The sequence below is a fragment of the Cohnella sp. AR92 genome (genome assembly GCF_003990975.1).
In the GTDB taxonomy this organism is placed as follows: Bacteria; Bacillota; Bacilli; order Paenibacillales; family Paenibacillaceae; genus Cohnella.
In genome coordinates, this window is sequence record NZ_RZJR01000007.1 from 20,409 (window position 1) to 45,848 (window position 25,440).

Annotated in this window: 18 protein-coding genes; 3 read left to right on the forward strand and 15 right to left on the reverse strand. The window is 57.9% G+C overall.

What is annotated here, in order from left to right; translation table 11 throughout:
- From ELR57_RS12530 to ELR57_RS12545, 4 genes are all read right to left on the reverse strand, one after another.
- Complete coding sequence (locus tag ELR57_RS12530; protein WP_126959425.1) at positions 1-759, reverse strand: iron ABC transporter ATP-binding protein; 759 nt, start codon at positions 757-759, stop codon at positions 1-3.
- Positions 756-1,706 (reverse strand): iron chelate uptake ABC transporter family permease subunit, encoded by a 951-nt coding sequence (locus ELR57_RS12535; protein ID WP_126959426.1) that lies wholly within the window; start codon positions 1,704-1,706, stop codon positions 756-758. Before ELR57_RS12535 ends, ELR57_RS12530 begins: the two co-directional genes overlap by 4 nt.
- Positions 1,699-2,652 (reverse strand): ABC transporter permease, encoded by a 954-nt coding sequence (locus ELR57_RS12540; RefSeq protein ID WP_126959427.1) that lies wholly within the window; start codon positions 2,650-2,652, stop codon positions 1,699-1,701. The genes ELR57_RS12535 and ELR57_RS12540 overlap by 8 nt, the downstream gene beginning before the upstream one ends.
- 108 nt (positions 2,653-2,760) lie before the next feature.
- Entirely contained in the window at positions 2,761-4,299 is a 1,539-nt protein-coding gene (locus ELR57_RS12545; RefSeq protein ID WP_158630015.1) for a helix-turn-helix domain-containing protein, read from the reverse strand.
- Positions 4,300-4,473: 174 nt separating this feature from the next.
- Here ELR57_RS12545 and ELR57_RS12550 point away from each other — a divergent pair, with 174 nt between their 5' ends.
- Positions 4,474-6,591 carry an LTA synthase family protein gene (locus ELR57_RS12550; RefSeq protein WP_158630016.1) on the forward strand — a complete coding sequence of 706 codons (2,118 nt, stop codon included), beginning with the start codon at positions 4,474-4,476 and terminating at the stop codon, positions 6,589-6,591.
- A 123-nt stretch (positions 6,592-6,714) separates the two neighbouring features.
- Here ELR57_RS12550 and ELR57_RS12555 read toward each other — a convergent pair whose 3' ends face one another.
- From ELR57_RS12555 to ELR57_RS12580, 6 genes are all read right to left on the reverse strand, one after another.
- Entirely contained in the window at positions 6,715-8,145 is a 1,431-nt protein-coding gene (locus ELR57_RS12555; protein WP_126959430.1) for a multicopper oxidase family protein, read from the reverse strand.
- Between the two features lie 50 nt (positions 8,146-8,195).
- Positions 8,196-10,346, reverse strand: coding sequence for an alkaline phosphatase PhoX (locus ELR57_RS12560; protein WP_126959431.1), 2,151 nt, complete (start codon positions 10,344-10,346; stop codon positions 8,196-8,198).
- 171 nt (positions 10,347-10,517) lie between these two features.
- The gene (locus tag ELR57_RS12565) at positions 10,518-12,107 is read right to left on the reverse strand and encodes an alpha-amylase family glycosyl hydrolase (RefSeq protein ID WP_238162510.1); all 1,590 of its coding nucleotides are present in this window, start codon (positions 12,105-12,107) and stop codon (positions 10,518-10,520) included.
- The gene (locus ELR57_RS12570; protein ID WP_126959432.1) at positions 12,104-12,937 is read right to left on the reverse strand and encodes a sugar ABC transporter permease; all 834 of its coding nucleotides are present in this window, start codon (positions 12,935-12,937) and stop codon (positions 12,104-12,106) included. Before ELR57_RS12570 ends, ELR57_RS12565 begins: the two co-directional genes overlap by 4 nt.
- Positions 12,934-14,247, reverse strand: coding sequence for a carbohydrate ABC transporter permease (locus ELR57_RS12575; protein WP_126959433.1), 1,314 nt, complete (start codon positions 14,245-14,247; stop codon positions 12,934-12,936). The genes ELR57_RS12570 and ELR57_RS12575 overlap by 4 nt, the downstream gene beginning before the upstream one ends.
- A 164-nt stretch (positions 14,248-14,411) precedes the next feature.
- A complete protein-coding gene (locus ELR57_RS12580; RefSeq protein ID WP_126959434.1) occupies positions 14,412-15,737 on the reverse strand; it encodes a sugar ABC transporter substrate-binding protein in 1,326 nt (441 codons plus the stop codon).
- Positions 15,738-16,188: 451 nt separating this feature from the next.
- Between ELR57_RS12580 and ELR57_RS12585 the strand changes: the two genes are divergently transcribed.
- Together ELR57_RS12585 and ELR57_RS12590 are read left to right on the forward strand one after the other, a co-directional pair.
- Positions 16,189-17,220: a LacI family DNA-binding transcriptional regulator gene (locus tag ELR57_RS12585; protein ID WP_126959435.1), complete on the forward strand. Its 1,032-nt coding sequence runs from the start codon at positions 16,189-16,191 to the stop codon at positions 17,218-17,220.
- A gap of 5 nt (positions 17,221-17,225) precedes the next feature.
- On the forward strand, positions 17,226-19,223 hold the full coding sequence (locus ELR57_RS12590) for a glycoside hydrolase family 15 protein (protein WP_126959436.1): 1,998 nt from the start codon (positions 17,226-17,228) through the stop codon (positions 19,221-19,223).
- Positions 19,224-19,618: 395 nt separating this feature from the next.
- Here ELR57_RS12590 and ELR57_RS12595 read toward each other — a convergent pair whose 3' ends face one another.
- The 5 genes from ELR57_RS12595 to purM all read right to left on the reverse strand — a co-directional run bounded on the left by ELR57_RS12595 (position 19,619) and on the right by purM (position 25,415).
- Positions 19,619-20,443, reverse strand: a complete 825-nt coding sequence (locus tag ELR57_RS12595) for an alpha/beta hydrolase family protein (RefSeq protein WP_126959437.1) — start codon at positions 20,441-20,443, stop codon at positions 19,619-19,621.
- Positions 20,444-20,811: 368 nt separating this feature from the next.
- On the reverse strand, positions 20,812-22,077 hold the full coding sequence (purD, locus tag ELR57_RS12600; RefSeq protein WP_126959438.1) for a phosphoribosylamine--glycine ligase: 1,266 nt from the start codon (positions 22,075-22,077) through the stop codon (positions 20,812-20,814).
- A 40-nt stretch (positions 22,078-22,117) separates the two neighbouring features.
- On the reverse strand, positions 22,118-23,665 hold the full coding sequence (gene purH, locus ELR57_RS12605; RefSeq protein WP_126959439.1) for a bifunctional phosphoribosylaminoimidazolecarboxamide formyltransferase/IMP cyclohydrolase: 1,548 nt from the start codon (positions 23,663-23,665) through the stop codon (positions 22,118-22,120).
- A 74-nt stretch (positions 23,666-23,739) separates the two neighbouring features.
- Positions 23,740-24,372 carry a phosphoribosylglycinamide formyltransferase gene (gene purN / locus ELR57_RS12610; protein ID WP_126959440.1) on the reverse strand — a complete coding sequence of 211 codons (633 nt, stop codon included), beginning with the start codon at positions 24,370-24,372 and terminating at the stop codon, positions 23,740-23,742.
- On the reverse strand, positions 24,369-25,415 hold the full coding sequence (gene purM / locus ELR57_RS12615) for a phosphoribosylformylglycinamidine cyclo-ligase (protein WP_126959441.1): 1,047 nt from the start codon (positions 25,413-25,415) through the stop codon (positions 24,369-24,371). The genes purN and purM overlap by 4 nt, the downstream gene beginning before the upstream one ends.
- Positions 25,416-25,440 lie beyond the last annotated feature (25 nt).

The following is a 25,440-nucleotide window of genomic DNA, read 5'->3' on the forward strand; positions in this document are numbered from 1 at the left end:
CTATCGGAAGTACACGCATACCTTGCGGCCGTCCACGACATGAACCGGAATGTCGATGTCGTAGATTCCCCTCAGCACGTCGGGAACGATGATTTCGTCCGCGGAGCCATGATGGACGACCCGCCCGTCCTTGAGCGCGACGATCGAGTCGGAATACGCGGCGGCGAAGTTGATGTCGTGCAGAACGAGAACGATCGTCTTGCCGAGCTCGTCCGTCAGCCGCCGGAGCACCTTCATCATCTGCACCGAATGCTTCAGGTCGAGATTGTTGAGCGGCTCGTCGAGCAGAATGTACTCGGTATCCTGGGCGAGCACCATCGCGATAAAGGCCCGCTGTCTCTGCCCGCCGCTCAGGTTGTCGAGGTATTTCCCGCGCAGATCTTCCAGCCCCATGTACCGAATCGCTTCGTCCACGCGAGCCCGGTCGTCCGCGTTCAGCCTCCCCGCCGAGTGGGGGAAACGTCCGAATTCGACGAGCTCCCCGACGGTTAGCTTCACGTTAAGCTCGTTCGACTGCTTCAGAATCGAGACGGCCTTCGCCAGTTCGCGGCTGTCGGATCGGCTGACATCCAGGCCTCCGATATGCACGGACCCTTGATCCATCGGCAGCAGCCTGCTGATCACGGACAGAAGCGTGCTTTTCCCGGCTCCATTCGGCCCGATGAACGAGGTGATCGCTCCTTGTTCGAGCTTGAGCGAGACGTCGTGAATGCCGTGGTTCCCGATGTAACGCTTGGATAGTTGACGCACTTCGATCACGATCGATTCTCCTTTAGCAGCAAGTATAGGAAGAGGATTCCTCCAAGGAAGTTCAGGATGACGCTGAGCGACGTCGAGAACGTGAACGCCCGCTCGACGAGCAGTTGCCCGCCGATCAAGGCCGCGAAGCTGAGGAGGGACGCTGCCGGCAGCACGACGGAATGCTTGAACGTGCCCATCAGCCGATAAGCCACGTTCGCGACGAGGAAGCCGAGGAACGTAATCGGCCCGACGAGCGCCGTCGAGACGGACACCATCAGCGCCACGAACACGAGCAGCCTCTTCGATACCCGGTCATAGGACACGCCCAGGTTAACCGCATGCTCCCTGCCGAGCGCCAGTACGTCGAGGAGCTTCAGATCGCGATAGAAGAAAGCGATCGACGCCAAGACCAGCAAAGCGGCAAGGATAAGAATATCAACGTTCACGTTGTTGAAACTGGCGAACATCTTATCCTGCACGACGAGGAACTCGTTCGGGTCGAGCAGCATCTGCATGAACTGCGAGATGCTGGAGAAGAACGAGCCGGAGATGATCCCGACGAGCAGCAGGAAATAGATCGTCCCGTTGCCTTTTCTCCGAAACAGCAGCTTGTACAGAATCCCGGAGAATCCCACCATGACGACGGTCGAGATGCCGAATTGAACGTTCTTGTTCATCGCGGTCAGCGCGGTCGATCCGAAGAAGAACACGATCGCCGTATGCAGCAGCAAGTAGAGAGAGTCCAGCCCGATCAGGCTCGGCGTCAGGATCTTGTTGTTCGTCAGCGTCTGGAAGACGACTGTCGAGACGGAGATGGCGGCGCCCGTAAGAACGATCGCCGCGATCTTCTTCGCCCTTCTCGGGAGAACGTAATCCCAGATTCCGCTCGCCTCGATGGACATGAACACGGCGATAAGGACAATCGTCGCGACCCCCAGAACAATCAGCTTGCGCTTGTCAGTCATGCGCGGCTCGCCTCCTTAACAGCAGGAAGAGGAATATGCCGCTTCCCAGCACGCCGACCACAAGCCCGATCGGAATCTCGAACGGATAGATCGCGACTCTTCCCAGGATGTCGCAGGCGAGCACGAAGATCGCTCCGAGCGCCGCGGTGTGAGGCAGACTGCTGCGCAGATTGTCTCCTTTGTACAAGGACACCAGGTTCGGAATGATGAGTCCCAGAAAAGGCAGCGAGCCGACGGTCAGCAGAATGACGGAGGACACGAGAGCGACGATGACGATTCCGATCCTCATGACCTGCCGATAGCGGAGGCCCAGATTGACCGCGAACGATTCTCCCATCCCCGCGATCGTGAAGCGTCTGGCGAACAGGTAAGCCAGAACAATCATCGGAACGCTCACGTACAGCATCTCGTACCGTCCCTTCAGGATGGTGGAGAAGCTTCCGCTCATCCAGCTGGATACGCTCTGGATAAGGTTGTATTTGAGAGCCAGGAACGTCGTTGCCGACCCGACGATGCTGCCGAACATCAGTCCGACGAGCGCGACGAGCACCGGGTCCCGATAGCGCAGCTTCTCCATGATTCGCATCATCAGCAGCGTGCCGGCCATCGCAAAAACGAACGCAACGACAATCTTGACGATAGGAGCCGCACCGGGAATAACGATCATGGCCGCGAGCACGCCCAGGCTGGCCGAATCCGTCGTTCCCGCCGTCGTCGGCGAGACGAACTTGTTCCTCGTCAGCTGCTGCATGATGAGGCCGATGACGCTCATTCCGGCTCCAGCGATCAGGATGCTGGCGAGCCGGGGGATCCGGCTGATCCGCATGATATCCGCTTGATCTTGCGTAAGCGAGAACAAGTCCCACGGGCGAATGTCCGATACTCCCACGAACAGGGAGATGAACGACAGGACGACAAGCAGCGTTACTAAGTACCTTAATTTCATGCCATCATCTTTCCTGTGATAATGATTATCATTCACAAAAGTTCTTTCTCATTCTAGCGGCAAAAAAAAGAAACCGGAATGGATTTTCCGGTCCCCTCATGGACTTTTCTATACGGGTTCGCGAATCGCGTGAAGGCGGTACACGATCTGGTCGACCAACGCTTCGTGCATGGCCGCGTTATAGTTGAACGGCTCGTCCAAGCGGATGAAGAGGCAAATCTTCGGCTTGCCGTCCGCCTTGAGCCTTCTCCATTCCTCCTCGATCTGGCGGCAGTACCGCTCGGACGCCGGGTATTCGACGAGGAAGAGAACATGCTCGTTGTCCAGCGAGGCGGCCTCCCGAAGGGACGCGGCATCCATGAAGCCGATATCGGCGGCGATCGGCGGCGCCTGCAGCCCGAGCTCGTCATAGAGCAGATCCGCCAGCTTCCGAACCTGGGAGCCGTAGATCCGGAAGTTGCCCTCTCTCACGCCGACGATCAGCAATGGAACATCGTTGAAGTTCATCCGGATAAGACGGCGGGCGTTCGCGCTCTTGCTCTCGAAGTCGGCCAGCCATCTCTCCGCGATACCCGGGAGACCGAGCAGCTCGCCGAACTGGGCAAACCGTTTTTTCCAGGAATATTGATGCCAGTTATACGTATGGACGGGAGCGATCGACGACAATTCGGCCTCGAGCGATTCCGAGAGGGGGCCCGCGAGAATGTAGTCCGGGTTCGCGAGGCGTATCTCTCTCAGGTAGCTCTCTCTTCTCTTGGCGTCCAGGTCCCACCCTCTCTTCAGCGAGATGCAAGGCGTCATTCCCAAGGCTTCGAGATCCCCGGAGAAAACGCCGCAGAGTGCCGCTACCCGAGCGCGAGCTTTGACCGCGTACTCCGTAGGAGCCATCCCCGACCTCTTCTTAAACAACCGGCTGAAGTAGAATTCATCGGAGTACCCGACGGAATGAGCCGCCTCGGTTACCGTAACGCCGGGATCGGCAAGCAGCTTCAGCGAAGCCCTCAGCCTCGTCGCCGTCAGGAATTGGTGCGGGCTCAGTCCCGTGTGCTCGCGGAACACGCGATAGAATCGGCTTGAACCGGAGCTCTTCGCCAAGGCTTCGATCTCTAGCGAGAGATCGAACTGCTCTTGCATCCGACGGCGGGCATGAAGGACGAACTCCGCGAGACCGAGCTCCTGCTTGCTCTCGGGCTTCGACGCACGAAGGCAGGTCGAGACGATCGCATACAGGTGAGCCTGCGCCCGGTAATAATCCGCCGCCTCGCTCCCCTCGTCTATGCAGAGGAGCTCCGCCAGCCAGTGACGGATCTGAGGCATGCGGAATACGATCGGACGAGCCGACGCCGGCAGCGGCAGCTCTCCGTCTCCGTTCGCGCGGAACGAGAGCAGCGCCGTCTTCGGCTCCATCCCTCCGGACAGCTTCATGACGAAGGACTCGCCGGCCGGAATATAGACAAGCTCCCCCGCATTCGCCGTTGTATCCGAAGCTCGATCTCGCTCGAAGCGGATGCGCATGCTCTGCTGCGGGCTCATGACGAAGCGATGCAGCGGCTCTGCCGGTTCCCGATGCTCTTCGTCAGGCGGGAGCGCAAGCTCTCTCGTATGAACGTATTGCAGGGCTAGCCCGCTCCCCGTCGCAATCTCCATTGCCGTTCCTCCTGTCGATAGGTCATGGCGATAGTTTAATTGATAATAATTCTCAATGTCAAATTCGATCCTCCTTTCCTTGGCGCGAATTCCCGTTTTTCCGTAGAGTCTCCCGTGATATAATGTCAGCATATTTTTGAATATTTTCTAAATGTATACATGGGGGGCCCCACAGTGAAAAATGTCCTTCGCAAAGAAGTTCCCTATCTCCAAGGGAGATATATGCTGCTGGTGCTGGGTGCTTGGATCGTATTCCTAATGGAATTCCTTAGCCGCTCCTCTATCGAGAGCACGATGACCTGGACGTATACCCACATCCCCGCCTTCCTCTTGAACACCGCGCTCATCACAGCCCTGCTGCTGATCATGACCGCAGCGACGGGACGTACTCGATGGGCCTACTGGATCATCTTCGTTCTCATCTTCGCCCTCTCCTTCGGAAGCGGGGTCAAGATGAGGATTCTGGGCATGCCTCTTCTCCCTTGGGACTTGGCGCTGACAGGCGAAGGCGGAGACATGGTGCAGTACCTGCACAATATCGTGAACCTGAAGTCCATCATCGGCATTCTCGTCTTCCTGGGCGCAAGCGTCGGGCTTCTGTATAAAGTCCCTCACCTAGCCTCCCGCATTCGGGGCCGGGAGCGCGCCATTCTCGCGGCGGTCGCGGCCGCCGGAATCGCCGTTGTCTTCTTCCTGCCATCCGCCGTCATGAAAGATGCATTCGGCGTTGAGGATGAGCCTGACAACCAAATGAAGAACGTCCTGGACAACGGCTTACTGCTGACGACCGTCATGAACCTGGAACATATGGACGTCAACAAGGTACAAGGCTATGATTCCGGCAAAATCAAAACGATCGTCACCCAAATAAACACCCCGCCTTCGATAGCCGGAGGCGTCGCTCCCCCGGCCGATAATCGGAGGCCGCCGAACCTGATCGTCATTCTAAGCGAATCGTTCTGGGATCCGACCCTTGTGCCGAATCTGAAGTTCAGCCGGGATCCGCTGGCCAACTTCCATCGGCTTGCACAGGAATACCCAAGCGGCTGGTTCCTCTCGCCGCAGTTCGGAGGCGGCACCGCGAACGTCGAATTCGAGGTGCTGACCGGCAACAGCATGCGCTTCCTGCCCCAAGGTTCCGTGGCGTACAACCAATACATTGACAGGCAGGTGGACTCCCTGGCGTCCATCGCGGCGCGGCAGGGTTACACCTCCACTGCCATCAGTCCGTATTATAGCTGGTTCTTCAACGCCGACAAAGTATATAAAGACTTCGGCTTCTCCAAGTTCATCCCGATCGAATACTTCAACCAACGGTTCGTAGGCCCGTATATCTCAGACGATGAAACGGCGAACACCATCATCTCGGAGACGGAGAAGACGCCGGGACCGGATATGATCTTCGCCAATACGATGGAGAACCACTTCCACTACTGGCCGGGCAAGTTCAAGGAGAATACCATCAAGGTGACCGGCGTAGAAGGCCAAGCCAAAGGGCTGTTCGAAACCTATGCGCAAGGGACGCAAGACGCCGATAAGATGCTGCAGAAGCTGGTCGACGCTTATTCCAAGAAGCAGGAACCGACCCTGATTCTCTTCTTCGGCGACCACTTGCCGGCCTTGGGCGACGACTATTCGGCCTACAAAGACTCGAAGTACATCACGGGAACGAACGATCCGGATTTTCTGCAGAAGATGCACCGCACCCCGTTCCTCATCTGGAACAACTACCTTCCGAAGGATCAATCGAAGCTGTATATGAGCCCGTCCTTTATGAGCCCCTATCTGCTGGATAAGGCGGGCCTAAAGGGCACCTACTACACCGAATTCCTGAAGCAACAGTACGCGAAGACGCCGGTCATCCCGCCCAAGGATCACGATGAGGAGATGCGCATTAACGAAGCGGATCTGAAGGATTACGAGACGCTGCAGTATGACATTTTGTTCGGCGATCAGCATGCTTATAACGACGCGGGTATCAAGGATAAGATCATCAATCCGAACTTCCTGGTAGGCCTCGGCCCGATGACGGTATCCTCCGTGGACACCGGCGCGAACGCCGGCAAAGGTACGGACGATACGATCGGCATCAAGGGCGCCAACTTCCCGGAAACGGCAGTCGTGCTCTTGAATGGCCGTAAGCTGGCCACCACGTATATCAGCCATGAGGAGTTGAAGGCGACCGTGCCGGGAGGAAGCAATCTAAGCGGCGCCTGGAATCTGGCGGTGGACGTCTACGACAAAAACGATAAGGTGATCGGGGGAGCTTCCTCTAGCGTTAATATTCCATAATAATAGGCTTAACGAACAAGACTGTTCCGCCCTCATGAAGCATCCGCTTCCCGGGCAGAACAGTCTTGTTGTTCGATGCGCGGCGACCGCGGGCTTATCGCGGCTTGTTCGCCTGCACCGTCCTTATTCCGTCACCTTAACCAGCGTCATCAGGCCGCCCATCTCGGCGCCCATAGTCGCGTGATCGCCGCCGTTCATCGTATGGTCGAGGATGTGGCAGTGCAGCATCCAATCCCCGGGCGAGTCCGCCCGGAACGCGATGTCGACCGTCTCTCCGGGGCCGAGCATCACGGTGTTCATCGTCTCCGGATACGGCACGGCGTGGCCGTTGCGGGCGATGACCTGAAAATCGATGCCGTGCAGGTGCATCGTATGAACTTCGGCCGTGTCGATATTGATAAGCCGAACACGGGCTGTTTCCCCGACCTTCATCCGGATCGGGGGCGTATCCGGGTAACTTCTTCCGTTGATCGTGAAGTAGTCCGGCTCATCCTCCACGGCGTTGTTTATACGGAAGCCGGCAAGCAGCATCGTATAGTCGTGATCGAACGTCATGTTATCGCTCAACTCGCCCGCCTGCGGCGCTTTCGGAGGCGCGGTCTTCGGATCGATAATAAAGGCTCCGTACATGCCGCCACCGATTTGCTTCATATCATCGTAATGAGGATGGTACATGAACGTCCCCGGATGGCTTGCCGTGAATTCATAGACGAACGATTGCCCGGGCTGGACCGCTTTCTGAGTGACGTCCGGGATGCCGTCCATCGCATTAGGCAGGTGAAGGCCGTGCCAGTGGATCGTCGAAGGCTCATTCAGATTGTTTACGAACGTGATGCGAACCTTATCTCCCTCCGTTACCCGAATGGTCGGGCCGGGAGCCTGCCCATTGAACGTCCACGCGGTCGTGAGCACGCCGTTAACCGGAGCCCAATCGTGCAGCTCGGCGGTCAACGTAAATTCCTTGGTGCCGTCGGCAGCGATATGCGGTTCCATTCCTTTGCTCTCCAGCACGTCCCGCACGGCCGCTTCTTCGCTCTCGAACTGTTCCTTGGCTGCCGAAGTCAGCAGGGAGATCCTGTGATTGCCCGCGTCGTATTGATACGTCATGCCGAGTTCCTTCGCAAGCTCGTCGGCGACGGCCATCACGTTGGAGCCGATCAGCGTCTCGGTGCCGGAGACGGGCATCCCATTGGGGTCGATCAAAAGAGGATCGACTGCCGTCGGCAATGGTTTGCCGTCCAGCATGATGACGGCCGCGCCGGCTCTCGGCTTCTTGACGCCGGCCAGGCTGCCGGACGTCGGATTGCCGAGCCACAGCACCCGGTTGTCGGCATCCCAGCGAGAGGGAAGCGCGAGCGCATCCGCCACGTCCATGACGGCAATGCGCATCTCCGAGAAATCGCTGCTAAGAAGCCCTGAACGAGGGAGCATCACGCCGTTCAGCATGACCATCGTCGAACCGCCTTCAGCCGCTTCTCCCTTCGCATCTCCTCCCTCGCCAAAAGCGAAGCCGTTGTGCAGAGTACCCGCGAATAAGTACAAGCTGATCGTCATTAATAGGGCAAAGGTCCACGTTCTCCATCTTTTAAGCAAATTAATCACGCTCAGTTCGTCAGGAAGTCATTCAGTACGCCGAACGGAACCGTGACCTTTCCGCCCTCGATAGCGGGAGCGGTCGGCAAGGAAACCGATTTGCCGTTGAGAATGGCCGATTTCTGTCCGATGCGGAACACAAGCTTATGCTCTCCTCGAGCAATGGTAATTTCATGGCGCGCAGCGTTCCATGTCACTTTAGCCCCTGCTTCTTCGGAAGTCGTACGAGCGGGAATCAGCTTGCCCTCGTCCTTTTTATCCGCCAGCATTTGCTCTTTCGTCGGTAAGCCCGAGATATAGCCAACGACACCGGATTTCTTGTTGTCGAAGTTCTGGTTGATATAAGCTTCGACCTCCGGCTTCAAATTTTCCGCTACGATCATTTCGTCCCCTGGATGCTGGATATTGCTCATGATATAGCTGAACCCGTTCAGGTTATCCACCGCCATCAATCCGGTTGCTTCGGCGCCGGCCGGCGTGGACAGAATGCGGGACAGCTTGTGCGTGTCGATATTGTAGGCCCACACGTAATTGTTTACGTGCATGCCGCTGTCTTCGCCGATGAACAGCGTGCGCAGCTCTTCCGAGTAAGACAGGTTGTCCGGGTTGGCTACCATGTCGTCCGCCGCTTTATTGCCCTTGGCATCCGCCTCCGCCAGATCCTGGCCCCATACGAGGCCTTTCATCGAAGTCGGAACGTAGCCGCTGGCGATCGCGCTGCCGCTGCGATCCTTTTGACCGCCGCCGAGGGCAAGCTCATACGTAACGCCCGATCTTATTTTTTTCACTTGGATATCGTCTGCCGGTTCCGAGCCCGTCGAATCCTTCTCCATGGATTTCTCGACATACGACATCGCGATATAGGCTTTGTTGTCCTTCGAGTTGACGGCAACGCCTTCCATCTTGTTGAATTCGGCCGTCGCGCCGAGGATGGCGCCGTAGCGGCGCGATTCCAGGAAAGCTGCCGCCTTCTCCATGCCGGGCTTTACTTTCAAGTATTCGACTTTGCCGGATGGGTAAGACTTAATGGCGGTGAAGCCGTCTGCCGCCTTGTCCGACGTCTCGAACAGGTCGCTGAACTTCACCCCTTTGTCTACGTAAGAGCCGATCTCCGCATCGGTCGCATGGCCCAGCTTGATCCATTGCAGGTCGGCGGAGCCGCCGTTCTCGGCGCTCTTCTGAATCCACTTGCCCGCATACAGCGTTCCCGCGGACAGATCTTTCGCCTTGTCGGCAACGTAAAGGAACATCATCGTGTTGCCCCCGTCGTCGCCGAAGAACACGGTCTTCATATCCGGCGCTACGCGGCCAAGCTCATGAGAGAATCGTCCCATGCTGTAATGCTTGACGACCGAAGTCGAGTTGTCGGCCTTCACCGTGACTTCCGGAAGATAGCCGTAAGCGTAAGGGTTGGCGGTTCTCGACGTGTCGTTATAGTACGCTTGCACGAACGGACCGGCATACGTCTGCTTCGGATCGGCTTCGAAGGCGCGTGCGTCCGCCTCGTATTCCTCGCTTCCAAGATGGGTGCCCCATGGAGTCAGCGAGCCGTTGCACGGAATCCACAAGCCGTCTACGCCGGAGAAATCGATCTTGCTAAGGGCGACTGGCGTCAGTTCGCCTGTTACTTTGTTCTGATCGATCGAGGTCAGGCTCATGCTCGCGGGAACGAGCCCGTACGCGGATTTGCCCGCAGCGTTCAACGTAACGTATTCGTAATGCGTGATGAGCGAAAGCGGGTTGCTGTCCTTGCCGGTCGCCTTGGCGCCTGCGACGGAGAACAGGCTGTTGGAGTCCGGAGAGTCGGAGACGTAAGGCACGGGGCTGCCTGCAACGCTCGTATCGATAACCGGTTTTCCTTTCGCATCGACGACAACCCCGGCGATCGTACCGCCTACCGACTCCGTCGATTTGAATAGCTTCTTGTATGACAGAGGGAACAGCTTCACGGAACCGTCCGAGTATGTAACTTTGAGTCCGGCGGTCGTGTACAATTGCGCCATTTCCTTCGTTGTCGAAGGGGCCGGCATGCCGATGAATTCCGTGGACGTTACTTTAACGCCTCCGGCTGCAGCAGTTACGGACGCAGGAATCAACGTTGTAAAGACGGCGAGTCCCAATGCAGGCAGAGTCAGTTTCTTGGACCATTGTTTCGGGTTCATAGACGCGAAACTCCCTTTCCACTATTAAAGTATCAGACTACCAATTAGGATAAAACGGTTGTATTACCATAGTGTAAGAGGAATATTCGCGGTTTGTTAAAACAAAAGAACGCCGAATCCGATTCGAAACCGGCTTCAGCGTTCTTGCGTTTATGTTTAAACTTCCCGATCTTAAGGTTTCAGGATGACGGTCGTATAAGGCGGCAGCTCGAGCTTGCCATTCTTCAAGTTCGCGGCAGCGTCGGTACTTCTTGCAATCGCCTTAAATTCGGTCGGTTCCGCCTTCGTCGCGGCGAGCGTCACCGTCACCGGCTGTCCCGACAGGTTGTGCAGCACAAGCCGCCGCTCCTCGCCGGCTGTCCGGGTATACGCCATGACCGAATCGACGCCGCTTGCATAGGAACCGATCGTTCCTTCGCGCAGGGCAACGTCCTTTCGGCGCCAATCGATCAGCATTCGATAGCGGTTCAGCAGCGAATCGTCCGCCTTGTCTTCCGCCTCCGCCGACACCGATCCGTCGCCGCGGTACTTGGACGTCTCCCACGAGGTCTCGCCTTCCGCTCCAGCCTCCCGCTTCCACGGGAACGGCTCGCGGATGTTCTCGTCCGGCTTCATGCCGCTCATGCCCAGCTCCTCGCCGTAATAGACGAAGGCGTTGCCCGGCATCGTCAGCAGCATGGCCGCCGCCGTCTTGGCGTGATCGTCGTTGCCTTCGAGCGCCGACATGACGCGGGTCTGGTCATGGTTGGAGAGGAACGGCGCGTCGACGAAGTCTCCTTCCGCGGACTTGGCGTAGAACTCGTACACCCGCGACAGCGTGAAGCCGATGTCCGAGGCTTTCTCGTTCTGCGCCGCGCTAAGGATTCGGCTCGCCAGATCGAAGTTGAACGCGGAATCGAACGCCTTGTTCAGGAACGGACCGATCACGGCCGTGGAATCCCATACCTCGCCGACCAGATAAGCGTTCGGGTTGACCTCGTTCAGGCCGGCCCGGAATTCCTGCCACCATTCCTGATTCTTCTTTTTGACCTCCGGCGTGCTGGCCGTGGAGGTGAAGTCGCCGAAGATGTGCTTCGCCGCATCGAGACGGAAGCCGTCCAGCCCTTGCTTCAGCCAATACTGGCCGATCTTGATCATCTCCTGCCGCACGGCCGGATTGTCGAAGTTCAGATCCGGCATGCCGTCCCAGAAGATGCCGAGGTAATCGTCGCCGCCCAAGGCGTGCCAAGGCGGCGAACCCGCCGCGCCGTCGGCGGGGGAACGCCCTCCCCGCTCGCTGGACCAGACATACCAGTCCCGATGCTCGCTGGCCTTGCCGGACGACGCGTCTTGGAACCAAGGGTGCTGCGAGCTGGTATGGTTGACGACCAGGTCCATGATGACCCGGATTCCCCTCTTGTGGGCCTCCGCCAGCAGCTTCTTCAGATCGTCCAGCGTACCGTAATCCGAATTCACGGAATAATAATCCGTCACGTCATACCCGTGGTAGCTGGGAGAGGGGTTGATCGGCATCAGCCAGATGCCGTCGGCGCCAAGCGACTTCACGTAATCGAGCTTCTCCGTTACGCCGTTCAGGTCGCCGATCCCGTCCCCGTTCGAATCCGCGAACGAACGGACGAAGATCTCGTAGAATACGTTCGAAGGCTTCTCCTTGTCCTTGCCTCCCGATGATGAGCAGGACGCCAGGACAAGAACGGATGCCAATAGCAGAGCTGCCCTTGCCGCTCGCCCCAGGGAGAAACCGTACCGCATGAACCTCATCCCTTGTTCGCTCCAGCTGTAAGTCCTTCGACGATGTAGCGCTGCAGAATGATGAATACCAGCGTGATCGGAAGCGCGACGAGCACGCAGCCGGCCGCGAACATCGTGAAGTTCGCCGTCTTGAAGTTCGTCGCAAGTTCCCAGAGGCCGACGGCGACCGTCCAGTTCTCGCGAGCCCGCAGCACCAGCCGGGCCAGAATGAAGTCGATCCAGGAGCCGACGAACAGGCCGATCGCGGAGTTGACGAGAATCGGCTTGCTTAGCGGCAGCATGATTCGCATGAACACCGTCCAATGGCTGGCGCCGTCGATGCGGGCCGACTCTTCCAGGCTAAGCGGCAGCGTGTCGAAGTATCCTTTTACCGCGAACATGCCCAGCACCGGAGCCCCGCACGAGTAAATGATGATCAGAGCCAAATGCGTGTCGAGCAGATCGAATTGGTTGAGCAGCAGGAACACGGACGTAAGCGCCATCAGGTTCGGGAACATGTTCAGAATGAGCAGCAGCGTCATCACCTTGCGGCGTCCCTTGAAGCGGAAGCGCGACAAGGAATAGGCGACCAGCGTGACGAGCAGCGTTCCGAAGATCGTGCTGAAAATCGCGATCTTGAGCGTGTTCATGTACCAGCGGCCGAACATGAAGCTCTTGTCCGTGAACAGCTCGGTGAAGTGATCCGACGTCCAATGGCTCGGCAGGAACGTTGGACTGTAGATCGCTCCCCCCGGGCGGAAGGCGGAGACCACGATCCATACCGCCGGGTACAGGCTGACAATGGATAGAATGATGAGCAGAAGATAGCTGATCGATAGACCGATACGGGATTTTCTCATTGGACGAGATCCTCCTCTTTGAACGATTTCGTCTGACGGAAGCTGAGGATAGAGATCGTCGCGATCATCAAGAAGACGATAATCCCGATGGCGGAAGCGACGTTGAACTTGCTATCGGCGTAGGTGAGCCCGAACAGCCACGTCACCAGGAGGTCGGTATGGCCGGCGAATTGGTATTCCCCGGTCTTCGGGCCTCCGCCCGTCATCAGGTAGATGGCGTTGAAGTTATTGATATTGCCGGCAAATTGCGTGATCAGCACCGGTGCGGTTACGAACAGGATGCGCGGCAGCGTGATTTTCCAGAACTTCTGGTAAGCCGTGGCCCCGTCGACGTCGGCCGCTTCGTACAGATCCTTCGGAATGGTGGTGAGGACGCCCAGCATGAGAAGCATCGTTACCGGAATGCCTGCCCATGCGTTGACGAGAACGACAGTGAACTTCGCCCAGCTAGGATCGGAGAGCCAGCCGATCTTCGGAATGCCGAAGATGCCGAGGTATTGGTTGATCGGGCCGAACTCCCCGTTGAACAGATTGTTCATGATCAGCGCGGAGCACAGGAACGGAATGGCGAAGGGCAGCAGCAGAATCGTCCGCCAGAATTTCTTGAAGCGTATGCCCTTCTGCTGAATCAGCAGAGCGACGAGCAGTCCGCCGAAGTAGCACGTCACCGTGGAGAGAATCGCCCATTCGATCGTCCAGAGCAGGACGTTCCAGAACGTATGGCTCCAGGTTTTGAGCGTAAGCAGATCGACGAACGTCTTGAATCCAACCCAGTCGACCAGCTCCTTCGGAGGAAGGTGCGAGGGGCCGGAATAATTCGTGAACGCTATCAGAACGCCGAACAAGATCGGCAGAACAGTCAAGAACAGGATTCCGACGAAGGGAATCGTCAGCATCGTGATCGGGAAGTTCTTCTCGAACACGGCACGAACCGATTCGGAGAAACGGGCAACCTTGCCCCCGCTTTCCCGGACCAAACCGGTCTTATAGGCGTCTCGAACCATTAGCACATACAACCAGATGAAAATAAAGAGAATGATGAGAATGATCAAGCCTTGCACCAGCAGTTGAATCGAGTGATCCCCATGAACGGCTTTGTACACTTTGCCGACCTTAACCATCGATTGTTTCTTCTCGCCCAGCGTGACGATTCCCCATATCGCTCGATAAAGGTGTCCGGCGAAATACCAGATTCCCAGCGCGTCGATGGCCAGGAAGATGACTCCCTTTAGGTATTGTCTATTGTAGATCTGCCCAAGCCCCGGGGCGATGAGCGACAGTATGGCCGCTTGAATGCTCTTGCGCTGCATATCGGAACCTCCCCATCCCTGCCAAACGAGTCAAAATGATAGTGCCGCTCAAGCAAAAACGCCTTCGGCGTCCTTGGAAGCCGATGAGCTTCGCTCATAAACGGACGAGGGGCACCCGACCTTGCGGATAAGCGCCCCTCTTCCTTATGATCCTTAATGGTTGATTACTTAGTCGCCGCGTTAGCGTCTTGGATCTGCTTCACGGCGTTGTCCAGGGCCGCCTTCGGATCCTTGTTGTTATCCCAGATATCGGCCATTGCCGATTGGCCCGGAGTCCAGACGTTGCCCATCTGCGGAACCGCCGGCATCGGAGTGGAGTTCGAGAATTGCTCCAGGATGCCGATCAGCAGCGGGTCGGCCGTTACTGCCGGATCTGCTGCGGCCTCCTTGTTGGAAGGCAGCGTTCCGAGCTCTTGGAAGTCCTTAAGCTGCTCTTCCTTCGTCGTCGCGAAGCGGGTGAACAGCTTGGCTGCGTTCGGATACTTCGAGAAGGAGCTGACCGAGAAGCCCTTGACGCCGGAGAAGCTGACGTTCGGCTTGCCGTCGATCGTCGGAAGCGGAGCGATGCCGAAGTTGACGCCGGACTTCTTGTAATCGGCGATCGCCCAAGGACCGTTGATGTCGTAAGCGAGCTTGCCGCTCGTGAAGAGGCCCTTCTTCACGTCGAAGGTCGCGTCGGCGGTCTTCATCGGAATGATCTCATGAAGCTTCTGGTACAGCTTCGCGCCGGCGATGGCCGCGTCGTTGTTCAGGCCGATATCGTTGGTGTCGATTCCGCCGTTGCCGTAGACGTAGCCGCCCGGGGTTGCCAGGAACGAATATTGATAATAGAAGTTCTGTTCGAAGAGCAGCGCGTATTTGTTGTTCTTCGGATCGTTGAAGGTCTTGGCGAATTCGATGATTTCGTCGTAAGACTTGGCCGGGGTCTGAACGAGGTCCTTGTTGTAGAACATCGCGTACGTCTCGACCGAGCGGGGATAGCCGTACAGAACGCCGTCGAACGTGAACGCCTTGATCGAAGCTTCGCTGTTCTCTGCCTTCGTCTCTTCCTCGAAGTAATCGTTAGGAAGAATAAGGCCGGCCGCGACCGCTTTGCCGAGGTTATCGTGCGGGTAGATAACGATGTCCGGACCGACGCCGGCGGGACCGTCGTTGATCAGCTTGTTGATCTGATCCGCTTCGCTTACTTCTTCGACCTTGACCGGAATGTTGTACTTCGCGGTGAATTCCTTGCCGATCTCCTCCATGCGGGCCATCATTTCCTTCGTCTCCCATACGACGAGGGTAGCGCCGTCTTCCGGGGCAAGCTCGTCGGATGCTTCTTCGGAAGCGGGAGCCGATGCGGATGGAGACGCGGATTCCGTTGCGGCAGGCTCGCTTCCTTCCGGAGATGCGTTGCTGCCCGAATTGCTGTTGCTGCCGCAAGCGGCGAGAGCGCCGGCCATCAGCGTTAATGTCGCGATCATGGATAAAGACTTGTTGATTTTCACCTTTTGTTTCCCCTCTCTTTTCGTTTGAATCATCGATTACGTGCAAACGTTTGTACAAACGTGTTGAAAATGGCCGAAATCGGAGCTTCGCGAGCCCTATTTTCCGGTTCATTTCAGGCATTTTTCGCTCCATTTGGTATGTAAGCGCTTCATGCCGCTTCTTCACTATACATCATTTCATCCGATTGCAAAAACGTTTGCACAAACTCTTTTTACCAATTAACTAACCCCTTCTCTTTTAATTTCTCTTATTTTCTTCGTTTTTCTTAACGAATCAACTATTGGTAATCTTCTTTCCTTCTATTATTAAAACCATTCTTCTGCATGCGTTGCACACTCCTCTCCTAGTCCGTTCCGCGCAAAGGCACCGTTTACAATCCCCAAACGTTCATGTAACATGGAAATAACAACAGCCATTGTTCAAACGATTGCACTATGCTGGAGGTAGCTTATGTCCGTCACCATCAAAGACGTTGCCAAGAAGGCCGGAGTCTCTCCCTCCACCGTCTCCCGGGTGCTGTCCAATCATCCGCGGATCAGCCGGGAGACGACGAAGAAGGTCAAGGAGATCATGGAGGAGCTCGGCTACCATTCCAACATCATGGCCAGAAGCCTTGTCTCTAATAAAACGTACACGCTCGGAATGATTCTTCCCCGTCCGGCGGAGGAGCTTTTCCAGAACCAATTCTTCGCGGAGAGCATCCGGGGCATCACGACCCAGGCTTCCCGCAACGGCTACGACCTGCTGATGACCGCGGGCCACTCCGAACAAGGAGAGCTGGAGGCCGTCACCCGACTGGTGAAGGGACGCCGGGTCGATGGGGTTATCCTGCTGCAATCGCGCAAGAACGACCCGATCATCCAATTCCTGAAGAAGGAAGCGTTCCCGTTCATTCTGATCGGCCACGACCGGGAGCACGAGGACATTCTGTGCGTGGACAACGACAACGTGCAGGCCGCTTTCGACGCGACCCAGCATCTGATCTCGCAAGGCCATGCACGGATCGGCTTCGTCAGCGGACCTCCGAATCTGACCGTTTCGCAGGATCGGCTTGAAGGCTTCCGCCAAGCGATGGATGCGAGCGGGCTGCGAGTCCAGCCGGAGTGGATCGTCGAAGGCGAGTTCCTGCAAGAGAGCGGTTATCGCGCGATGTCCTTCTTTATGAACCTGCCGGAGAGGCCGACGGCGCTCGTGGTCGTGGACGATCTGGTTACGTTCGGGGTGCTGCGCGGCTTGAACGAGCTGGGCTTCAAGGTTCCCGACGACCTCAGCCTCGTCAGCTTCAACAACATCGCGCTCGCCGAGTTGTCCTCGCCGCCTCTCAGCAGCGTCGACATCGGGATCTACCAGCTCGGTTATATGGCTTCCCAGCAATTGATTCGATTCATTCAAGAGGATAAGCCTCAGCAGATGAGCGTCATCGTGCCTCATCGGCTGATCGTTCGCGAATCCTCCCTTCATCCCACAAACAAACGGAGCTGAACGCAATGACTGAATACCTCGACAACAAGCCTTACCTGATTGACGCCGTTATCGGCAACTCCCGTTTCCTCGGTTCGGTTCTCCGAACCGGGCGTCTCGTTCGGTTCTGGTGGCCGCACGTCGACATGCCCCAGCACGCGGACGCGATCCGCGGGGGCATTCGAATGGCGGGCGCGGATCGCACGTCCTGGTTCGACGGCACGGAGGACGGCTGGCGCCATGAAGCCGCTTATGTGCCTCGGACGAATATTTACAGCGTTCAAGCCTCCTCGCCGAGCTCGCCGATCGGCGTTCGTTCCGAGCTGTATGCCGTTCCCGACGAGGATGTCCTCGTGTTCGACTATCGCTTTACCAACAACGGCAGCGGCCCCAGCTCGTTCTCGTTCTATTTCTTCGCATCGATTCTCGCAAGCGAGAACCCTTACTACCATACGACTCAGTTCCACCCGCATGCGGATGCCCTGGTTCATTTCCGTCACGACTATTCTTTTGCGGTCTCGGGTGCAAACGTGTGCACTAAATATCAGGCCGGTTACGCTTGGAAGGCGGCCGATTCGGGCAGCTTGAACGGGGATTCCATCCAGATGTCGCCGGAAGGAACGATGGAATGGGCGTTCAACGAGGTCGCCCCCGGCGAGACGGTCGGCATGACCGTCTATCTCGCCGCCGGCCGCCGGCAAGAAGCGGCGCTTGCGGCGTTGGCAGAAGCCAAGTCCGCTGGCATATCGTCCCTTCGCGCCCGGACGTTCAGCTACTGGCAGAACTTCCTCGACTCCGTTCCGCCTTGCCCGGTCGACCGCCCCGATCTCAACGAGCTCTATGAGCGTTCCTTGCTCGCGATGCGGCTGATGACCGACGAACAGACGGGCAGCATCATCGCGGCTCCCGAATTCGACGAGCGATTCTCCCGATGCGGAGGCTATGCTTATTGTTGGGGCCGAGACGCCGCCTTTATCACCACCGCTCTCGACAAGGCGGGACTGCTGGAGATGTCCACCCGCTTCTACGAATGGACGCTCACCGCTCAGGATTCGGACGGCGCGTGGCAGCAGCGCCATTATCATGACGGCTCGCTCGCCCCTTCCTGGGGGCTTCAGATCGACGAGGGCTCTTCGATTCTATGGGGGATGTATCAGCACTATCTGGCTCTTCCGGAGCAAGAACGTTCGGCGTTCCTTGATTCGGTATGGGAGGCCGTACGCAAAGGCGCCGAGTTCCTCGTCCGCTCGATTGACGGCTCGAACAACCTGCCGATGGCAAGCCATGACCTGTGGGAGGAGCGCAACGGCCAGCACACCTATTCTTCCGCGGCGGTCTATGCGGGCCTGAAGGCGGCTGCCTCCTTGGCGGAACGGAAAGGCGAAGCAGCGAGTCTCTTCGGCGGTTGGAACGGTACCGCCGACCGAATCGCGGAGAAGATCACCACTCTCTGCTGGAACGAAGAGAACGGCGCGTTCTACCGCGGAGTCAACCTTGCGATCGAAGCTTGGAAGGTCGAGCAAGCGGAGCAAGCCGGCATGCCGGTCTCGCGGATCGTCGACGAGAAAGGCTATACCCGCTATCGCCAAGCCTTCGATCCGATCGTCGACGTCAGCCTGCTCGGCATCTCCGTCCCGTTCGCCGTCGTCGCGCCGGATCATCCGCAAGCCGTTCGCACCGCCGATGCCGTCGAGCGTGCCTTGACCGTCCCCGTCGTTGGCGGCATCAAGCGCTACGAGGACGATAACTACATCGGCGGCAACCCTTGGATTCTGACCACCCTGTGGCTAGCTCAGTACCGGGCAAGCAACGGACAGCTCGACGAGGCGCAGAAGCTCCTCGACTGGGCGGTCCGGCACCGGACGATCTCCGGGCTGCTTCCGGAGCAAGTCGACCGCAGCACCGGCGACACCGCCTGGGTCGTCCCGCTGACCTGGTCTCACGCCATGTTCATCCTGACGGTTCATCTAATTGCGGAAGCTCGAACGAAGAGCGAGTTGTCGGCTGAGTCGGCGAATAGGTAAGTGCGCGGAGCCTGTTCGGAATTCGCATAGGACAGTCAGCCCATTTAAGTAACCATTACTCATTTAGCGTGGCTTCATACGGTCGGCGCCCTCAAATGAGTATCCATTACTCATTTAGCATGGCTTCGTGCAGTCGGCGCGCTCAAATGAGTAACCATTACTCATTTAGCATGGCTTCGTGCAGTCGGCGCGCTCAAATGAGTAACCATTACTCATTTAGTATGGCTTCATACGGTCGGCGCCCTCATATGAGTAACCATTACTCATTTAGCGTGGCTTCATACGGTCGGCGCCCTCATATGAGTAACTAGGACTCCATTCTAGTTTCTTCGTAAATAACCCAAAAGCCCATGAATACCTCCGATAGCTTCGGACGGTCTTCATGGGCTTTCACGTTAAATGCTCCAATGCTGCCAATCGCTTTGGCGCTGCTCATAGCTTGCGAGCCAATCCTTCGTCGCCTTGAACAGCTCCTTCTTGTATTCTCCGCGCGTGAACGTGTGGTCCGCCTGGAAAACAATCACCTTCTCGCAGCGACCCTCGCCGCGCAGCCAGAACGTCTTCTCCAGCAGGAAGGTGTAGTCCACCGGAATGACCTCGTCGCCCGTTCCGTGCACGAGCAGCACGTCGCCATGGAACTTCTGCGTCTCCTGGAACGGCTGGTGCTTCAGGAGAGCGTCGAAGAACGACGGCCTCAGCTCGTAGCCCAGATAGTCGGCCGAGCCCTTCGTGACCGCGTCGTCGTAAATCTTGCGTCCGACGATGCGCAGAATATCGTTGAACGGATAACCGACCGGCGCCCATAGGATCAGCGATTTAACCCTGCGATCCCGCACCGCCGTCAGCAAGGAGACGGCTCCGCCCAGGCTGTGGCCCAGCAGGGTCACTCGGCAAGGATCGACGATATCGAGCGCCAACGCGTAATCCAGCACCGATCTCGTCTGCTCGATCATCGAATCGATTCCGTGGTCGCCGTACACCCCGTCGCTCTCCCCGCAGCCCGCGAAGTCGAAGCGAATGACGAGATTCCCCTGATCGGCCAGCTCCGCGGCCGCCAGGACGAACAGGCGGTCAACCCCCACTCGGCTGCCTACGAAACCGTGATTGACGATAATGACCGGCCACTTTTTCTCGCCGCTATGGTTATGAATATCGCTGGGATAATGAATGGTTGCCGCCAGATTCAGCCCTTCGTGTCGGATCGTCAATGCTCGTTGCATGGAAGCCGCCTCCTTATTCCTTTAATTCCGATTAACTTAGTATGTATTAAATTTACACGCTAACCTTCCGTCTGTCAAGGGATCGTAAACAGCCTTCTGCTAATCCGCATCAAAATTGGACATTCTTAGAACAGAGTTACTCTACATCCATCCGAGGTGATCGCTAATGGACCACATCGTGAACTGGCTCACGCACCACGTGCTGACGACCATCCTTATTCTCGGCAGCGTGTTCGCCGTCTCCTACGTGTTCGCGAACCGCAAAGCGCTGTTCTGGAAGGAATAAAGAAAACCGCCAGAGCGATTCTCCCCTAAGGAGACCGCCTGGCGGTTCTTCTTGCGGTATGACATCCGCTTCTCAAAGCCGATTAAGCTTGCACCAATGCCTTGGCCGCGATGTCCGTCCGGTTCTGCTTGCCTTCGAATTGAATGCGATTCGCGGCCTCGTACGCCTTGGCTCTAGCTTCCGCAATGCCCGTGCCCCGTCCGACAACTCCGAGCACGCGGCCGCCGCTGGTCACGATCTCGCCGTCCTTCTCGGCCGTTCCCGCATGGAACACCAAGACGTCGCCGACATCGTCCAAGCCCTTGATCGGGAAGCCTTTGCCGTAAGAACCCGGGTAGCCGCCGGAAGCGAGAATGACGCAGACCGCCGCTTCGTCGCTCCAGGAGATCTCGATCTCGCCCAGACGGCCGTTAATGGACGCGAGGAAAATATCGACGAGCTCCGTCTGAAGCCGAGGCAGCACGACTTGAGTCTCCGGATCGCCGAACCGAGCGTTGAATTCGATCGTCTTCGGGCCGTCCTTCGTGATCATCAGGCCAGCGAACAGCACGCCGCGGAACGGGCGGCCTTCCGCAACCATCGCCTTCGCGGTCGGCTTGATGATCGTCTCGATCGATTCCTCGATGATCGATTGCGGAATATGAGGAAGCGGCGAGTACGTACCCATGCCGCCCGTGTTCGGTCCCTTGTCGCCGTCGAACACCGGCTTGTGGTCCTGCGCCGCCGACATCGGGCGAACCGTCTCTCCGTCTACGAAGGCGAGAATCGACATCTCCTGGCCTTCGAGGAACTCCTCGATGACGACCTTGTCGCCGGCCGCGCCGAACGACTTGGACACCATCGTCTCGCGAAGCGCATCTTCCGCTTGCTCGCGAGTGAAGCAGACCGTCACGCCTTTGCCCGCCGCCAAGCCGTCCGCCTTGATGACGATCGGCACCGGCTGCTCGCGAAGATAAGCCAGGGCCGCCTCGTAATCGGTGAACGTCTCGTACTTCGCCGTCGGAATGCTGTACTTCTTAAGCAGGTTCTTCATGAAGATTTTGCTGCCTTCGATCTCGGCCGCGTTCTTCCGGGGCCCGTACACCGGCACCTTCGCCGCTTCGAAGACGTCGACGATGCCCGCCGCGAGCGGATCGTCCGGCCCGACGACCACGAGATCGATGGCATTGTCGAGCGAGAATTGGACGAGCTTGTCGAACTCGAACTCGCCAATGTCCACGTTCTCGGCGATCTGCGCCGTTCCCGCGTTGCCGGGCGCGCAATACAGCTTCTTCACTTTGTCGCTCCGCTTGAGCGACCAGAGGATCGCATGCTCGCGTCCGCCCCGCCCGATCACCAGAATTTTCATAGCCGAATCCCCCTTAGTAAATAACCGACCTCAGCCGATCTCAGTGCTTGAAGTGGCGAACGCCCGTCATGACCATCGCGATTCCGTGCGCGTTGGCAACGGCGATCGATTCCGCATCCTTGATCGAGCCGCCCGGCTGAATGACCGCCGTAATGCCCGCCTTCGCCGCCAGCTCCAAAGTGTCGCCCATCGGGAAGAAAGCATCGGATGCCAGCACGGAGCCCTTGGCCTTCCCGGCTGCTTGCTCGATCGCGATCTTCGCCGCTCCGACGCGGTTCATCTGGCCGGCGCCGACGCCGACCGTCATGCTGTCGTTCGCAAGGACGATAGCGTTCGACTTCACGTGCTTGACGACCTTCCAGCCGAACAGCAGCTGCTTCAGCTCTTCCGCGGACGGTGCGCGGTCGGTCACGACCGTCAGGTCCGCTTCCGTCAAGGAGTGAACGTCGCTCTCCTGTACGAGCATGCCGCCTTCCACGCTCGTTACGAGCCATTCGGATTCGCGCTTCTTGCCCGCAGCCAACTCGCCGATTCTCATCAAGCGAATGTTCTTTTTCTTCTGCAGGATCTCAAGAGCTTCCGGGGTGAAGTCTGGAGCAATGACGATCTCGAGGAAAATCTCGCTCAGCTTCGTCGCCGTCGCAACGTCGATCGTGCGGTTCGCCGCGACGATGCCTCCGAAGATGGAGGTCGGATCGGCTTCATAGGCTTTGCGGTACGCTTCGTCGATATCGGAACCGATGCCGACTCCGCAAGGATTCATGTGCTTGACCGCAACGACGGCCGGCTCGTCGAATTCCTTCAGGATGGCGAGCGCCGCGTTCGCGTCGTTGATGTTGTTGTAGCTGAGCTCCTTGCCGTGCAGCTGCTCCGCGCTCGTGATGCTGCCGCCCGAGGAGATCGGCTTCTTGTAGAAGGCGGCCTTCTGGTGCGGGTTCTCGCCGTAGCGGAGCTCTTGCACCTTCTCGTAAGTGACGGACAGACGCTCCGGAAGCGGCTCGTCCAGCACCTTCGCGAAGTAATCGGAGATGAGGGAATCATAAGCGGCCGTATGGCGGAATACCTTGGCTGCCAAGCGCTTGCGGGTCTCGAGCGTCGTATCGCCCTCCGCTTTGACTTCTTCCAGAATCTTGGCATAATCGCCGGCATCGACGACGACGGTCACGAAAGCGTGGTTCTTCGCGGCGGAGCGAAGCATCGTCGGGCCGCCGATGTCGATGTTCTCGATCGCGTCCTCATAGGACACATTCGGCTTCTCGATCGTTTGTTGGAACGGGTACAGGTTGACGATGACGATGTCGATGTAATCGAGTCCGAGCTTCTTCATCGTCTCGATGTGCTCTTCGTTGTCGCGGATCGCCAGCAGCCCGCTGTGGACCGCCGGATGCAGCGTCTTCACGCGTCCGTCCAGAACTTCCGGGAAGCCCGTCACGTCGGAGATGCCGATGACCGGTACGTTCTCCTTCTCGAGCAGCGTCTTGGTTCCTCCCGTCGAGATGATCTCTACTCCCAGATTCGCCAGCTCGCGGCAGAACTCGACGATCCCCGTTTTGTCGGAGACGCTGACAAGCGCTCTTCTGATTGCCATGATTCTCACTCACTCCTATCCCATAAATGACGGCTCGTCCCATCGGCCGGAGCTTGCGGAACGAGCCCTTATAACTAAATAGAATGCCGGATGCGAACCTGTCTTCCATCAAGGGATACCCGGCCTTCGGCGATCCGGCGGACCGCCTCCGGAAGCAGCTCATGCTCGATCGCATGCACGCGCTCGGTCAAGGCCTCCTCCGTCTCGCCTTCCGATATCTCGATCGCTCTCTGGGCGATGATCGGCCCGGAATCCATGCCTCCGTCGACGAAGTGCACCGTGACTCCCGTCAGCTTCACGCCGTAGTCCAAAGCTTGCCGAATCGCGTGTACGCCGGGAAAAGCAGGCAGAAGAGCCGGATGGACGTTAATCATCCGTCCGTAGAACGGCTTCACCAGCACGTCCGTAATGAGCCTCATATAACCCGCGAGCACGATCAGTTCGACCCCTTCGGCCGCCAGCCGTTCCACGATCTCGGCCTCGTAGGCTTCCCTGGAGGGATATTCCTTCGGGCGGAACAGGAACGTCTCGATCCCTAGCTTTTCCGCTCTCTCGACGACCTTGGCAGAAGGCTTGTCGCAGACGAGCAGCCGGATCTCGGCCGGGATGCCCGTCTCGCGAATCGCTTCGGCGAGAGCTTGAAAGTTGCTTCCGCTGCCGGACGCGAATACCGCGATCCGAAGCGGAGCCGCCTTCGCCGTTGTCATTGCAGCTCGACTCCTCCGAACGTGACGATCCGGCTGCCTTCCGTAACTTGGCCGATCACGTAAGCTTGCTCGCCGTTCTCCTTCGCCAGGGCAACCGCTTGCTCCGCTTGCTCGGCAGGCACGACGAGCACCATGCCGACGCCCATGTTGAACGTGGTGAACATGTCGCGGTCGCTGATCTTGCCGTCCCGCTGCATCAGCTTGAAGATCGGCTGGATCGGCCACGAGCCGAGGTTGATGTCGACGTTGACGTTCTCCGGCAGCACGCGCGGGATGTTCTCGATGAAGCCGCCGCCCGTAATATGCGCCATCCCCTTGATCTTCACGCTCTCGAGCAGCTTAAGGATCGACTTAACGTAGATGCGGGTAGGCTCGATCAGCACGTCGCCGAGCGCTTTGCCTTCCAGCTCCGGAAGCACGTCGACGTAGGAGTAGCCCATCTTCTCGATCAGCAGGTTGCGCACGAGCGAGTAGCCGTTGGAATGAACGCCGCTGGAGCCGAGTCCGATCACGACGTCGCCGGCGGCGATCGTCGATCCGTCGATCGCCTTCGGACGATCGACGATGCCGACCGTGAAGCCGGCGATATCGTACTCGCCGTCCTGGTACATGCCGGGCATCTCCGCCGTCTCGCCGCCGATAAGAGCGCAGCCCGCTTGCTGGCAGCCCTCGGCTACGCCTTTGACGATCGCTTCGATTTTCTCAGGAACGAGCTTGCCGCATGCCAGATAATCGAGGAAGAACAGCGGCTCGGCGCCCGTTACCACGACATCGTTCACGCACATCGCGACCGCGTCGATCCCGATGGTGTCATGCTTGTCGAGCGAGAACGCCAGCTTCAGCTTCGTGCCGACTCCGTCCGTTCCCGAGACGAGCACCGGCTCCTCGTACTTGTCTTTGTTCAGCCCGAACAGGCCGCCGAATCCGCCCAGCCCCGTGAGCACCTCCGGACGGAACGTTTTCTTCACGTGCTTCTTCATCCGTTCGACGGCTTCGTTGCCCGCGGCAATATCGACGCCAGCCTGTTTGTACGCTTCGGACACAGTAGGTCCCCCTCTTATATCGTTC

Excerpts from the sequence above, each read along its gene's own strand:
- ELR57_RS12535 (WP_126959426.1), bottom strand. The coding sequence starts at position 1,706 with ATGACTGACAAGCGCAAGCTGATTGTTCTGGGGGTCGCGACGATTGTC.
- ELR57_RS12540 (WP_126959427.1), bottom strand. The coding sequence starts at position 2,652 with ATGAAATTAAGGTACTTAGTAACGCTGCTTGTCGTCCTGTCGTTCATC.
- ELR57_RS12545 (WP_158630015.1), bottom strand. The coding sequence starts at position 4,299 with ATGGAGATTGCGACGGGGAGCGGGCTAGCCCTGCAATACGTTCATACG.
- ELR57_RS12555 (WP_126959430.1), bottom strand. The coding sequence starts at position 8,145 with ATGACGATCAGCTTGTACTTATTCGCGGGTACTCTGCACAACGGCTTC.
- ELR57_RS12560 (WP_126959431.1), bottom strand. The coding sequence starts at position 10,346 with ATGAACCCGAAACAATGGTCCAAGAAACTGACTCTGCCTGCATTGGGA.
- ELR57_RS12565 (WP_238162510.1), bottom strand. The coding sequence starts at position 12,107 with ATGAGGTTCATGCGGTACGGTTTCTCCCTGGGGCGAGCGGCAAGGGCA.
- ELR57_RS12570 (WP_126959432.1), bottom strand. The coding sequence starts at position 12,937 with ATGAGAAAATCCCGTATCGGTCTATCGATCAGCTATCTTCTGCTCATC.
- ELR57_RS12575 (WP_126959433.1), bottom strand. The coding sequence starts at position 14,247 with ATGCAGCGCAAGAGCATTCAAGCGGCCATACTGTCGCTCATCGCCCCG.
- ELR57_RS12585 (WP_126959435.1), top strand. The coding sequence starts at position 16,189 with ATGTCCGTCACCATCAAAGACGTTGCCAAGAAGGCCGGAGTCTCTCCC.
- ELR57_RS12590 (WP_126959436.1), top strand. The coding sequence starts at position 17,226 with ATGACTGAATACCTCGACAACAAGCCTTACCTGATTGACGCCGTTATC.
- ELR57_RS12595 (WP_126959437.1), bottom strand. The coding sequence starts at position 20,443 with ATGCAACGAGCATTGACGATCCGACACGAAGGGCTGAATCTGGCGGCA.
- purD (WP_126959438.1), bottom strand. The coding sequence starts at position 22,077 with ATGAAAATTCTGGTGATCGGGCGGGGCGGACGCGAGCATGCGATCCTC.
- purH (WP_126959439.1), bottom strand. The coding sequence starts at position 23,665 with ATGGCAATCAGAAGAGCGCTTGTCAGCGTCTCCGACAAAACGGGGATC.
- purN (WP_126959440.1), bottom strand. The coding sequence starts at position 24,372 with ATGACAACGGCGAAGGCGGCTCCGCTTCGGATCGCGGTATTCGCGTCC.